At 67.0% G+C, this 14,204-nt stretch carries 5 protein-coding genes and 1 pseudogene; 2 read left to right on the top strand and 4 right to left on the bottom strand.

Annotated elements, in window-relative coordinates:
- Positions 1-16: 16 nt before the first annotated feature.
- The 3 genes and pseudogenes from POS15_RS17560 to POS15_RS17570 form a co-directional block, all read right to left on the bottom strand.
- Complete coding sequence (locus tag POS15_RS17560; protein WP_284128581.1) at positions 17-3,835, bottom strand: LamG-like jellyroll fold domain-containing protein; 3,819 nt, start codon at positions 3,833-3,835, stop codon at positions 17-19.
- 151 nt (positions 3,836-3,986) lie between these two features.
- Positions 3,987-7,166, bottom strand: a complete 3,180-nt coding sequence (locus POS15_RS17565; RefSeq protein WP_284128582.1) for a TonB-dependent receptor — start codon at positions 7,164-7,166, stop codon at positions 3,987-3,989.
- A 263-nt stretch (positions 7,167-7,429) separates the two neighbouring features.
- Positions 7,430-10,187, bottom strand: a pseudogene (locus tag POS15_RS17570) (TonB-dependent receptor).
- 271 nt (positions 10,188-10,458) lie between these two features.
- Here POS15_RS17570 and POS15_RS17575 point away from each other — a divergent pair.
- Positions 10,459-11,475 carry a sugar kinase gene (locus tag POS15_RS17575; protein ID WP_284128583.1) on the top strand — a complete coding sequence of 339 codons (1,017 nt, stop codon included), beginning with the start codon at positions 10,459-10,461 and terminating at the stop codon, positions 11,473-11,475.
- Positions 11,462-12,100: a bifunctional 4-hydroxy-2-oxoglutarate aldolase/2-dehydro-3-deoxy-phosphogluconate aldolase gene (eda, locus tag POS15_RS17580; RefSeq protein ID WP_284128584.1), complete on the top strand. Its 639-nt coding sequence runs from the start codon at positions 11,462-11,464 to the stop codon at positions 12,098-12,100. The genes POS15_RS17575 and eda overlap by 14 nt, the downstream gene beginning before the upstream one ends.
- Positions 12,101-12,119: 19 nt before the next feature.
- Here eda and POS15_RS17585 read toward each other — a convergent pair whose 3' ends face one another.
- Positions 12,120-14,003 carry a sigma-54-dependent Fis family transcriptional regulator gene (locus POS15_RS17585; protein ID WP_284128585.1) on the bottom strand — a complete coding sequence of 628 codons (1,884 nt, stop codon included), beginning with the start codon at positions 14,001-14,003 and terminating at the stop codon, positions 12,120-12,122.
- Positions 14,004-14,204: the final 201 nt, after the last annotated feature.

The raw sequence follows: 14,204 nt of genomic DNA on the forward strand, positions 1-14,204 counted from the left end.
CATGCATGGCATGGCACTACCGGTCCAGCACCACCAGGTTGTTGCGCTGGGTCACCTCGGCGGCGCCATCGGCCTGCATGACACGCACGCGCAGCCCACGGTGATCCCCCGCCGGCAGCGGCAGGCTGATCGTGGTGGTTTTCGGCACCAGATCGCTCGGCGCAGGCAGGCTGGGTATCTCGACCCGGGCAAGCTCACGGCCCTTGGCATCTTCCAGCACCGCCACGCCCAGGCTGGTCGCGACGTGGCCCAGGCTGTGCACGGTCACCTGCACCTGGCCGTCCTCCACGCGCACATCGCCCCGCCCGATGCCGAGGTCGGCCCGCTGCTCGACCGGCGTGCCGGCCTGCACCAGCTCGAACTCGAACACCTGGCTCTGCCCCGGCGCGAAGCGCAGCGTGGTCGAGGCGCTGCGTTCCAGCGCCAGATCGCGCGTGGTCGCCTTGCCGTCGATCCGGTCATCGCCGTCGCGGTCCACGCCGCTGGTCATCCGCCATTGCCCGGCGGTGACGTTCCAGGTGCTCATCTCCGCGTCCACCGCGCGCGTGCCCAGGTTGTAGGCGATCACCTTGAAGCGGTCCGGCGAAGGCGCGTGCACCAGCAGCGCCACCTGTTCGGCCGCGTCCGGCTGGGCGAAGCGCCAGCTCACGGTGTGGCCGGGCCAGCTCTGGTTGCGCTTGAGCGCGATACCGCCCAACCGCGCGCGCTGCAGGAATTCGCTCGGCGCTTCGACACGGTCAGACCACCAGTGCCCTTCGGTGTTCATGTATTCGCGCTGCGCCTTGGCCTGGATGCCATCAGCGTGCAATGCCTCCAGGTACTTCTTGTCGCCGGTGGCCTGCCACGCCATCAGACTGGAGAAGCCGGTGTTGCCACCGTCGGCATCGCTGATGAAGCGCGGGTTCCACTCGGCACCGCGGCCCAGCGCCTCGACGTAGTTCTCGCCCAGGTTGGACAAGGCACCCGGGCCACCGCGCTCCACGCGGTAGTCCAGCGCCTTGAGGTACTTGTCATCGCCGGTCCAGCGCCATGCCGCCCAGAAGGTATGCATGATGTCGCCGCTGCCTGAGCCGTTGTTGAGCTCGCCGCCGCGGGTCTTGCCGGTCGCCCAGTGGATCTCGTTCGGCAGCGCCCAGCGCCCCTTGTCGTCGGTGTAGGCGTGGGCCAGGTAGCTGTCGGCCAGGCCGGTGACCAGCTTTCGGCCGGTCGGGTCGGCGTTGTACTGCCCGATCAGGAACGCCGGGTGCAGCACCGGGAAGGAGTACGGTTTCTGCCACTGCCAGTTCGGCTCGCGGTAGACCTTGTTGCCGCCGAACCAGTTGCTGGAGAACAGCAGATGCCCCTGCGGATTGGGCAGGATGATGCGTTCATCGAAGGCCTTCACCGTTTCCATCAGGCGCTCGACGGTGAGCGGATCACCCCAGTTGAGGTAGAGCATCGCGCTGTTGGTGTTGATGCCTTCCTCGTAGGCATGCAGCTCGTCGGTCTCGATGGTGCTCAAGCCGTTGCTGAACATGCCATTGCGGTACACCGCGTCGGACAGTGCGGTCAGCGAGGCGTTGAGCTTGTCCGGCTGCACGCCCATCAGCGCCAGCCCAGGCCACTGCTGGGTCAGGTCGGAGTCGTCGGAGATGCCGCCGCCGAAGTCGCCATAGGCGATCTGGCGGTTGTCGATCCACCAGTCGATGAAGCGGCGTACGTACTTGAGGTCTTCGGTCTGGCGGAAGGCCCACAGCGGTACGCCCTTGGGCGCGTCGGGCTGGGTGAACGGCGGTTTGCCCTGGCTGTTGTAGCTGATGTAGTTCCAGTACAGCCGGCCCAGTTCGTGGTCCGGATCGACGCGCAGCAGATCGCTGAGGTCGGCATAGACGCGCGCATACAGGCGCTGGCGCTTGGAGGTGGTGTGCTCTTCGACCAGGAAGCCCCAGTTGTCGCGTACCTGATTGAAGCGGTCGGCGATGTGTTCCTTCTTCGCCTCCTCGCGGTCCTTGTAGACCATGCGGATTTCCGCCCCATCCAGCGAGGTCGCGTTGAAGCCGGGCGCCGCAGAGGCGATGGAGATCCACAGGCTGTCGGCGGTCAGGATGCGATCGCGCAGGTCCAGCCACAGGGTGCGCTTCTGGCCCGGCTTGACCGAGACCGACACGTCGATCATGTCGCGCGCCGGCCAGATCGGGTCCTTGATGCGGATGTTGAGCGGGATCAGGCCGTCCTGCGTGGCCGGCAGATCCAGCTTGGGCAGATCGATGGCGATGCCATCCAGGCCGTCATGCATGTTCTCCCAGCTGTGTGCCCAGCTGCGGATCAGCGGCTGCGCGGCCGGCGCGTCGCTCACGCCGGAGGGAATCAGCACGTGCACGATCGGCAGCGGCTGCGCGGGCAGCGTGTCGGCCGTGCGCTTGCGCGAGCCGGCGCCCTTGGGCAGCGCCATCACCGTGCTGCGTTCGGCCGCCGGGTAGCGGCCGTCGATGTACTCGCGCAGTGCGGCGATGTTGGTGTAATCCGGCAGCGCCTGGCTGTCGATCAGGTAGCGCTGCTTCACCGTGCCCTCCGGCTCGGCGGCGTCGCTGACCTGGTAGGCCCAGATTTCCTGGATCGGGGTTTCCTGCGCGGTATTGCGGAAGTGCAGCACGCCGCCGTCCTGGGCTGGAATGCTGTTGACGCTGCGGACCACGCCCTGCGGGCGCTGGAACAGGGTCTGTGCCGGCTGGCCGTCCACGCTGTGGCTGAGCCCGCCAAACGCTGCACCGCGCACTTCGATGCGGTTGACGGTTTCACCGGCCGGCAGGGTCAGGTCGAGCTGCTGGCCACCCTCGACATAGGTATTCCAGTCCGGCAGCTGGAAGTAATCATCCCGCCCGGCCAGCCGCGAGCGGTTGTAGACGCCCGGCCAGGTGGTCTCGGCGATGCCGTCGGTCGCCTTCCACATCCACTGCTTGTGGTCCTTGGTATCGGCGAATTCGATTTTGCGGATCGTGGTGGTCGGGGCACTCAGTGCCGGCGGCGGCGTGGCGTCCCACCCATGGCGATGGCGCCAGGCGCGCATCGGGTCAGGCGCGGCCACGGCCGTGGTCGGGGCAGCATTCCGGGCCAGTGCGGCCATGCCGGCCGGATCGAGCAGACGGTCGTAGACGCGGATCTCGTCGAAATCGCTGCCACGCAGGAAGTTGTAGCGGCTCTGCACCTGGTAGGGCGCCATCACGCGTCCGGCCAGGCCGAGCTGATCGAGTGCGGCGTCGTAGTCGGCGGTGGTCTCCTGGCGGGCAACCTCTTTGCCGTCCACGTACAGGCGCACGCCGTGGTTTTCGTCCCAGCCGAAGGCGATGTGCTGCCACTGCTGCGGCGAGGGGTTCTGGTCGAGCTTGAACGACACGCGGGTGCGCGCCAGGTTGGCATCGGTGACGAAGGCATCGAAGCCGTGGCCGTTCCAGTCGATGCGCAGCCAGGCCATGTCCCAGCTGCTGTGGTCGGCATAACCAACCCGGAAGATCACGAACGGTGCTTCACCCACCGCGTAGCGCGAACGCCAGAAGAAGCCCAGCGTACCGCGTTGGGCCTGGATGTTGCCGGGGGCATTCCACGACAGCACGCCGTCATCGGCCCATTCGATCGCACTGCCATGCGCCCCGTCGGGCACCCGCTTCACCTTGTCCACGAAGTTGGGGACCGGGTCGCCTGCGGCGGTATCGGCCTGCAGGCCCTGGTCGGCCGACACGTGGAACAGCAGCTGGGGCGCGGTCTGCGCCCAGGCGGTGCCACTGCCCGCAAGCAGCAGCGCCAGCAGGCTGGCGGACAGGCGGGAGGGGCGGATCGAGGCGGCGACAACGCGATGCATGAGACCTTCCTTTCGACAGCAGAAACAGTACAGCGGAACCAGCAGCGGGGGTCAGCCGCTCACGGTGGCCTCCCGCCCCGGCACCGCGCCCGCCATCCCGGAGAGAAGGATGCAAGCGGACGCGATACCTGTGGCGGAAGACGCAGCACGGTCAGAACTTGTAACGCAGGCCGAGGTAGTACTGGCGGCCCGTATGGGTGTAGCGATCCGGCAGCGACAGCGCTGAATCGACATAGCGCTCGTCGGCGGTGTCAAGCAGGTTGATCGCCTCGAAGGTCAGCGAGAGGTTCTTGTTGACCTTGTAGGACATGTTGAAGTCCACGTTCTCCACGCTGTACTTGCCCTGCACGTCGGCGGTGGCGAACTGGTTGCCGTCCAGGTCCCACACGTTCTCCTGCGAGAGGATCGTGCTGATGTACGCGTCGCGGTAGCTGGTGGAGACGCGGGCGCTGAAGCGGCCGTCGTCGTAGTACAGAGTGGCGTTGTACGAGTTCGGCGAGAGATTCAGCAGGTCGTTCTCGGTGTAGGTGGTGACGATCGTGCTGCCGGTGCCCGAGCTGAACATGTATTTGATCTTGGATTCGACGTGCGTGTAGTTCAGCTGCACGCCGAAGTTCTTCCAGAAGCCGGGCAGGAAGCTGAAAGGCTGCTGGTAGGACACTTCATAGCCCTTGAGCGGGCCGCCCGGGGTGTTGAAGTAGCTCTGCACGTTGAACACGGTGTCCGGGCTGAAGCCGGTCGGCAGCAGGTCCAGCGAGTAGCCCATGTCCGCCCAGGTGGTGAGCAGGCGCGTGCGCTGCACGTAGCTGTCGATGTCCTTGTAGAACAGCGCCGCCGACAGCAGGGCCCCTTCCTCGAAGTACCACTCCGCGCTCAGGTCGTAGTTGGTCGAGCGGAACGGATCCAACTTGGGGTTGCCCAGGTTGATCGAGTAGCTGCGGTCGTCATCGAAGTACGCGGTGGGTCCCCCGCTGACGCTGGGCGACAGGTTGGACAGGGTCGGGCGGGCCATGGTCTTGGCCGCGCCGAAGCGCAGCACGAAGGTGTCGCTCAGGTCCCAGGCCAGGTTCAGCGAGGGCAGCCAGTCGTCGTACTTGTGGCCGACCCGGGTGGCGACCTGCAGGCGCTCGCCGGGATCGGCGGTGGCGCTGGCCACCCCGAAGAACGGCGCGCAGGCCGAAGACAGATCGGTCGCATTGGCCGCGGTGCACGGCGCATAGCCATCGGCGGTGATCCGCGTCTGCACATAGCGCACGCCGAGGTTGCCACGGAACGCGCGGCCCAGCAGGTCGGTGTTGAAGTCGAGCTGCAGGTAGCTGCCGTAGCTCTTCTCGTTGACGTCGAAGTTGTTGTTGGACGCGCCGAAGTGGCCCACGCTGGCCAGGCGGTAGTCGCCGCCCAGGGTACCGGTGTCGCAGTTGCAGTAGATGTCCAGCAGCTTGGCGATCTGGTTGAAGTCCGGCACCAGCCAGCTGTTGGGCAGGTTGCCGTCCATGCCCTTGCCGAAGCCGCTCAGCGTATCGCTCAGGTCACCGACGGTGACGCCGGCCGGCAGTGCCTGCGACAGGCGCCCGTAACTGATGTTGCGGAACTCCTGCGTGCTCATGTCGTAGTCCTTGTAGGCCAGACCACCGCGCAGGGTGAAGGTGGGGCTGATATCGAAGGTCAGATCGACCTTGGCCGTGTCGAAGGCGTTGTCGACGTACTGCGGATTCAAGCGCACTTCACTGATGTTGCCGCCACGCGCGGTGCCGTTGGCGTTGACCGGCGTGCTGCCGTAGCCGAGCCACTTCCAGTTGTCCACGGCGTTGAGATCGAACGGGAAGGACATCGCCGGCACCTTGCCGTTGCGCATGTCCAGCACGAAGCCGTCCAGGTTGCTGTTGTCGAAGCTGACCATCGAGAAGACCGGCCGCTCATAGTTCGACTCGGAGTGGCCGACCACGGCATCCAGGCGCACCGCATCGTTGAAGCGATGCTCCAGGTTCAGGCTGAACTGCTTGAACTCGGTGCTTTCTTCGATGGCGGTGGATTCGGTGCGGAAGTCGACGTTGTCGAACACGCCGTAGGTCAGGCGGTTCTGCTCATCGGCCTGCGCCTCGCGGACCACGATCTGGGTCTTGCCGCCGTACTGCGCGGTGCGATGCAGGTTGGCGCCGATGGAGTCTTCGCGCACGTTCTTGTCGAGCTTGGAGTACAGCATGTCCAGGTTCAGCTGCGTGTCGTCGCTGACCTTGAACTGCAGCGCGCCGGTGACACCCAGGCGCTCGATCTCATGTTCGGTGCGGATATAACGCGGGTAGCGCGGGATCCAGGCGTTGGTCGCGGTCTCGTAGGCGGCGATGTTCTCCGCCGTCGCCGCAGGGCGATCCAGGCCGGGGCCGCAGTGGGTCGCATCGATGCCGTAGCTGCCCCAGCCGTTGCTGCGCGCCTGGTTGGCGGCGCTGCCGACACCGGCGGCGGTTTCATTGGCCAGCGGGTTGCGCGGGGTCTGCGGGTCGTAGCCGGCCGGGCTGCAGAAGCCGTAGGTGCCGTTGTTGGCCGCGGTGCTCTGGTTGGAGTTGCGGTAGTTGCCGTGCTCCCAGCGGACCGGGTTGTAGCCTTCTTCGAAGATGGTGCGCTTGCTGTAGGCCACCGACATCAGCGCGCCGACCCGGCCGTCAGCCCAGGTGTTGCTGATCAGCCCGGAGATGCGCGGGTCCTTGTTCCTGGAGAGTTCGTTGAAGCCGTACTGGCCGCCGAGCGAGGCCTGGAAGCCCTCGAAATCGAACGGGCGCGAGCCGCGCAGGTCGACAGTGGCGCCGAGCGAGCCCTCATCGGTCTGCGCCGACTGGGTCTTGTTGATCTTGACCCGGCTGAACAGCTCCGAGGCGAAGGTATTGAAGTCGAAGCCGCGGCTTCGGTTGACGCCGGTGGTGCCGCTGCCTGCGGTGGACAGCGCTTCCAGGCCGTTGATGCGCACGCGGGTGAAGTCCGAGCCCAGGCCGCGCACGGAGATCTGCTGGCCTTCGCCGCCTTCACGGTCGATCGAGACGCCGGCGATGCGCTGCATCGACTCGGCCAGGTTCAGATCCGGGAACTTGCCGATGTCTTCAGCGTAGATCGCATCGACCTGCTCGACGCTGTAGCGCTTTTCATCCAGCGACTGCTGCAGGCTTTCGCGGTAGGTCGCCTTGACCTCCACCTTGTCCAGATCGACCGCGTTGAGTGATGCGGCCTGTTCCGGCGTCTGCTGTGCCGCGGCGATGCCAGCCACGCCCTGCAGCGCCAAGGCGATCGATACCGCGAGCAAGGTAACCGGTGTCTTTTTACGGGTGTCGAGTCGTTCCATCGTGTGTAAGCCCCTCCCAGGGTTCGCCGCCATGCGACCGTGATGTTGATGAGTCATGACGTCCGGCCTCCCCCGGAGCGTCCAGCGCGCATTGCCGCGGTGACACCGCTGGTCATCCGAAACGTAACAAACCCTTCACGCGGCGGCATCTTGCGCCGCAGCAGCGTGCATTCGCTGGAGAGAGTCGTGGGATGGCAACGATGGCGGCGCGCGCGCAGCCGGCGGCGTGATCACTCACGCCGCCGGCGGGTACTGCCGTTGAATCAGAACTTGTAGCGCACGCCGAGCAGGAACTGGCGGCCGGTTTCGGTGTACTGCAGCGGCAGGCGACCGGTGGCCGGCGAGTAGACCCACTCGTCGGAGGCTTCGTTGGTCAGGTTGATGCCTTCCAGGCTCAGTTCGAGCTGGTCGCTGATCGTGTAGCGGATCGAGGCATCGATGACGGTGGTGCCGGTCATGCCGTGGTAACCGTCGAGGTTGAAGCCGGCTTCCGTACCCGGCGCCTGGGTCAGGTAGTCATCGCGGTTGGTCGCCGAGACACGGCCGGAGAAGACCTTGCCTTCGTAGAACAGCGTGGCGTTCCAGGACGACTTGGACAGGCCGGTCAGGTCGGTCTTCATCACCGGCTGGCCGGCCGCGTTGAGGTACTGGATCTGCGATTCCACCCAGGTGTAGTTCAACTGCACGCCCAGGTTGGACCACTTGCCCGGCAGGAAGGTGAACGGCTGGGTGTAATTGGCTTCCACGCCGTGCAGTTCACCGCCCGGGGTGTTGACCGGGCGGCTGTAGGTGAAGTCGTCGGCGGGCGAGGCACCGGTGCCGATCAGCAGCGAGGCGGGCAGGCCGCTGTCGGAGTACGGACGCACTTCGCGGGTGGTCTGCACGAAGCTCTCGATGTCCTTGTAGAACAGCCCGATGCCGGCCATCGCGCCTTCGGCGAAGTACCACTCGAAGCCGAGGTCGACGTTGGTCGCGCGGATCGGCTCCAGGTCCGGGTTGCCGCTGGAGATGGTGCGCGCACCACCGGCCACGGCCACCGTTGCGCCCGGCGTCAGGCTGCCCAGGCCCGGGCGGCTCATCACCTTGGCCGCGCCGAGGCGGATCAGGAAGTCCGGGGTGACTTCAGCCACCAGGTTGAACGAGGGCAGGGTGTCGTTGTAGGTGCGGTTCTCGGTGGTGGAGACCGTACCGGTGGCCAGCGTGGACAGGCCGGTGGAGCTCTGCTTGGTGCGCACGTAGCGTACACCCACGTTGCCCGACAGCGGCAGGCTGCCGAGTTCGGTGGAGAACTCGCCCATCAGGTAGGCACCACGGTCCTTCTCTTCGACGCTGCGCACGTTGTTGGCGCGCGGGGCGACGGCGAAGATGCCGCTGTTGCTGTAGATGTCGAACTGATCGGCAATCGCGTTCAGGTCCGGCACCACCCAGTTGGACGGGCTGCCGTTGATGCCCTTCAGGCCGGCCTGCTCGGTCATGTCCACCGGCACGATCTTGGTGCCATCGGCGAAGTTGGGCACGGCCAGTTCGCTGGCACGGCGCAGCTCGGTGGTCTTGAAGGTGTAGTCCTTGGCCAGCACGCCGCCCTTCAGGCGGAAGCCCGGGCTGATGTTCCAGTTGAAGTCGAGCTGGCCGGTATCGAAGTCATTGTCCACGTACTGCGGGCGCAGGCGGATTTCCGCCAGTTCCCAGCCCGCCGGGTTGGTCGGGTCGATGCCGTAGTTCAGCGTCGGGAAGCGGCTGTTGCCCCGGTAGTCGTAGCTGTAATTGTCGACGTCGTACTTGTCCATGATGATCGTGGTCTGCACCGGGTTCTCGTGCTTGGAGCGCGAGATGCCGACCTTGCCGGACACGGTGAAGTCATCGCCAAAGCGGTGCTGGCCATTGAGGCTGAGCTGCTTGAACTCGGTGCTCCACTCGTCATGGCGGTTTTCGGTGCGGATGTCGACGTTGTCGAACTCGCCGTAGACCAGCGCATTGTTCTCGATCACGCCGTTCTTGACGATCATCGCCGGCTTGCCGACCAGGCGCGGCGTGGTGCTGGTGCCACGGCTGAAGGAGATCGCTTCGATGTAGTGCTCGTCGCGGGTCGCATCGATCTTGGGGGTACAGCGCATCCAGCGAGAATTCGGTGGCATCGCTCGGCTTCCACTGCAGGGTGCCGGTCACGCCCAGGCGCTTCTGCTCATGCTCCATCTGCACGTAGCGCGGGAAGCGCGGGTGGTAGACGTCGGCCGAACGGGCGGCGGCGAACGGCGAGGCCGCGTTGAAGTTGCCGTTGCTCGGGCCGTTGGCCCAGCGGCCGGTGTTGGAGCCTTCTTCCAGCGCCTGGCGCTCGGAGTAGGCCACCGACAGCAACGCACCGAAGGTGCCGTCGGCGAAGGTGTTGGAAATCAGTGCGGCCATGCGCGGGTCGGCTTTTTCGGCCATCGCGTTGTAACCGGCCTGGCCGCTGGCGGCAAAGGTGAAGCCGTCATAGTCGAACGGGCGCGCGGTGCGCAGGTCGACCGTGGCCCCCAGCGAGCCTTCCTCGACGTCGGCCGAGGCGGTCTTGCGCACCATCAGCTGCGAGAACAGGTCCGAGGCGAACACGTTGAAGTCGAAGCCGCGGCCGCGGTTGGTGCCGCCGCTCTGGTCACCGGCACCGACCGTGGTCAGCGCTTCCATGCCGTTGATGCGCACGCGGGTGAAATCCGGGCCCAGGCCACGCACGGAGATGTTGCGGCCTTCGCCCGCTTCGCGGGTGATGACCACGCCGGGGATGCGCTGCAGCGACTCGGCCAGGTTCAGATCCGGGAACTTGCCGATATCCTCGGCGACGATGGCGTCGACCACGCCGGCTTCGCCGCGCTTGATGTCCAGCGCCTTCTCGACACTGGCGCGGTAGCCGGTGACGACGACGGTATCCAGATCGGTGGGGTTGGTCCCCGCATCCTGGGCCAGCGCGGTACCACTCAGCGCCAGGCCGATCGACAATGCGAGCAAGGTAACCGGTGTCTTTTTCTGCGTGTTCTGGACTTGCATGTTTTCCCTCTCCCAAGGTGCTACATGAAACAGCTATCCAACGACATGTCAGTGCAATGACACCGCTGGTCAGGGCGGACGTTAACAGCCCGTTACTGATCCGGCATCTTGCACCGCAGCAGACTTTCAATGTCCCGCAGACGCTTGCAGGACAATGGTTCCGACATTCGGGACAGGTGGACGGGGCGGCGTCCATCGCTAGAATGACACCGCTAGCCATTGCTGTCGGGCGCCTTCGTGGCGGCCGCGGCCCTCACAAGGATCCAGGACCATGAGTCGTGTTGTCTGTTTCGGAGAGTTGTTGCTGCGCATGAGCGCGCCCGGCCGGGAGCTGTTGCTGCAGAGCCCGCAGCTGGCCGTGCACGCCGGCGGTGCAGAGGCCAATGTCGGTGTCTCCCTGGCCCATCTGGGGCATGCGGTGGCCGCGGTCAGCACGGTGCCGGCCAACCCGCTGGGCGAGTACGCCCTGGGCGAACTGCGCCGGCACGGAGTGGACACCGCGGCGGTGCGCCGCACCGAGGGCCGCATGGGCCTGTACTTCCTGACCACCGGCGCCGTGCAGCGTGCCAGCGAAGTGGTCTACGACCGCGCCGATTCGGCCTTCGCCAACAGCAGCGCCGCCGACTACGACTGGGACACGCTGTTGACCGGTGCCGACTGGCTGCACCTGTCCGGGGTGAGCCCGGCGCTCAACCCGGCCATGGCCCAGGCCACGCTGGCCGCCGCGCGTGCGGCGTGCGCGCGGGGCGTGAAGGTGTCCTTCGATGGCAACTTCCGCCCGTCGCTGTGGGCGCGCTGGCAGGGTGATGCACCCGGCATCCTGCGCGAGCTGTTCGCCTGCGCCGATCTGGTCTTCGCGGACTACCGCGATATCGGGGTGGTGCTCGGGGGTGAATTCGGGCAGGCCGATGTGCACGAGCGGGTCGATGCAGCCGCCGCGAAGGCCTTCGCGGCCTTCCCGCGGCTGCAGTGGATGGCCTGCACCCAGCGCACCCCGCACAGTGTGGACACCCATTCGCTCGGGGCGATGCTGATCGGCCGCGATGGCACCCGCGCCGTGGCACCCACCCGCGAGATGATCGGCATCGTGGACCGCATCGGCGGTGGCGATGCCTTCGCCGCCGGCATCCTGCATGGCATGATGCGCGGCTTCGCGCCGGACATGATCGTGCGCTTCGGCCTGGCCGCAGGCTGCCTGAAGCATTCCATCCCCGGCGATTTCAACCCTGTCAGCGAGGCTGACATCATGGCCCTCACGGGCGAGGAGCGATTCGATGTCCGGCGCTGATCCGCGCGTACGCGCAGTCCTGAAACTGGCCCCGGTGATTCCGGTGTTCACCCCGGAAAATGTCGAGGATGCGGTCGAGGTCGCGCGTGCCCTGTTCAACGGTGGCCTGCCGGTGATCGAAGTGACGCTGCGCACGCCGATGGCGATGGAGGCGATCCAGGCGATGGTCGAGGCCGTGCCCGATGCCGTGGTCGGCGCCGGTACCGTGTTGACCGCCGCGCAGATGGAGAAGGTCAAGCACGTGGGCGGGCGCTTTGCGGTATCGCCGGGCGCGACCCCGCGCCTGTACGCCGCCGCGCGCGATACCGATCTGCCGTTCCTGCCGGGCGTGGCGACCTCGTCGGAGCTGATGCTCGGCCTGGAGCACGGCCTGGATACCTTCAAGTTCTTCCCGGCGGTGCAGGCCGGCGGCGCGGCCATGCTGTCGGCATGGAACGGCCCGTTCGGCGATGTGCGGTTCTGCCCGACCGGCGGCATCAGCGCGCAGACCGCGCGCGATTTCCTGCATCTGCCCAACGTGCTGTGCGTGGGCGGTTCATGGCTCACCACGCGGGCGCTGCTGCAGGCCAGGGACTGGGCCGGCATCGAGCAGCTCGCGCGCGATTCGGCCGCGCTGGTCGGCTGAGCCCGCACGGCCTGCCGCCTCAGTGGCGGCGGGCCGTCGCCCCGACGCGGCGATACAGGGTGCTGCGACTGATGCCCAGCGCGCGCGCGGCCTGGGCGACATTGCCATGGCTGGCGCGCAGCGCATCGCGCATGGCGGTTTCGGTCATCGCCTCCAGACCCTCGGCCGTGGACGGCATCACCGGCGCAGGCGCCGCCTGCAGATAGGCCGGCAGCATGCCGATCCGGATCACGTCACCCGGATCGCTCAGCGCCACCAGCGTGCGCAGGCAGGAACACAGCTGCCGCACATTGCCCGGCCAGGTGTATCCAGCCAGCGCCTCCAGCGCCGTGGTCTCCAGTTCGCGGCCCTGGCCCAGCCGCTGCCACAGGCCACGCACCAGCGCTGCACGCTCGGCATGCTCGCGCAGCGCCGGCAGGCGCACGCTGTGATCGGCGATGCGGTAGTAGAGATCGCTGCGGAAATCACCGGCGGCCATTGCCTGGTCCAGATCGCGGTGGGTGGCGCAGATCAGGGCGAAATCCAGCTGCACCGGCTTGCCGCCGCCCAGCGGTGACAGCGTGCGCTCCTGCAGCACGCGCAGCAGCCGCGGCTGCAGCGCCAGCGGCATGTCGCCGATCTCATCGAGGAACAGCACCCCGCCCTGGGCCTGGCGCAGCAGGCCGGTGTTGCCGCTCTTGCGCGCGCCGGTGAAGGCACCTTCCTCGTAGCCGAACAGCTCGGCTTCGATCAGGCCTTCCGGCAGCGCAGCGCAGTTGACCGCCACGAACGGCTTGTCGGCACGCGTACTACGCCGGTGCAGCTCACGCGCGAAGACTTCCTTGCCGGTACCGGTCTCCCCCTGCAGCAGCACCGGCAGCTGCGCATCCAGCACGCGGCAGGCGCGCTCGAGTACCTGCTGCTGGGCCGCATCGAACAGCGGCGTGGCGTCCACCCGCACCGCAGCTGCGGCGGCGCGCGCGGGGGCCGCGGGGGTCGGCCGCGCGGGCAGCGGCGAGCGCACCATGGCGCCACCAGACGGGCTCACGTGGCCATACAGCGCGCGTCCCTGGCGGTCGACCAGCGCGCCATCATCGTGCAGCCGCGACAGCGGCCCATCGAACAACGCCTCGTAGGGCGCCCTGCCGATGTCGCCGTGGTCCAGGCCGAACAGGGCCAGCCCGGCACGGTTGGCGGCCACCAGGCGGCCATTGCGGAAGCCCAGCACGCCTTCGCGCGCGGTGCCGAGCAGCCCGGCGTCGTGATGCAGGCGGACCACCTCGCAGTCGCCCAGCCCTGCCTCGAAGTAACGGTGTTCGATGTGCGCCACCGCCTGCCGCGCCAGGACGCGGGCATGCAGGTGCTGCTGGCGCGCATCGCCGGAGATATCCAGTACCCCCACGCGCTGCCCGTAGGGATCGAAGATCGGCGTCGCCGAACAGGTCAGGATCGCGTGCGGGGCGAAGTAGTGCTCGCCACCGCGCACCTCCACCGAGCGGCCTTCGACGATCGCGGTGCCGATCGCATTGGTGCCCACCGTGGTTTCATCCCAGCGCACGCCGGGCATCAGCGCCACGCGCCCGGCCTTGTCCAGAAACGCCGGGTTGCCTTCGGCATCCAGGATCCAGCCGGCTTCATCGGTCAGCAGCGCGATGCTGCCGGTCGCGGCGATGTCGGCGGCCAGGCCATCCAGCTCCGGGCGCGCCAGCCGCCACAGCGTTTCCTGGCGCTGCCGCAGTTCGCGCAGGCGCGCGTCCGGCAGCGGCTCGACCTCCGGCTGCGCATCCACCGAGAGCCCACCGCGCTGGCAGCGTTGCCAGGACTGCAGGATGGTGTCGGGCACGATACCGACCGGTGCCGCGCCACGTTCGAAGAACGAGCGGCGCGCATTGCCGACACGGTGCTGGAGCGGAAGCTGGGACACCTGGGTTCTCCAGTGTCGCAATCTGCGACAGTTGTAGCGGGGCCTGTTCCGATAAACACCACACCCGGGGTTACCGCGCAATGACCGGCCGTGGTGCACTGCATCAGTTTCAGTGGCCCTCTCCAGTCCGTGCGCCGTGTAGCGCCATGCCGCACCGCACCACACCGAACCTGGCATCGTCCTTGCGCCATGGAACAGACC

This window comes from Stenotrophomonas sp. BIO128-Bstrain (assembly GCF_030128875.1).
Taxonomy (GTDB): Bacteria; Pseudomonadota; Gammaproteobacteria; order Xanthomonadales; family Xanthomonadaceae; genus Stenotrophomonas; species Stenotrophomonas bentonitica_A.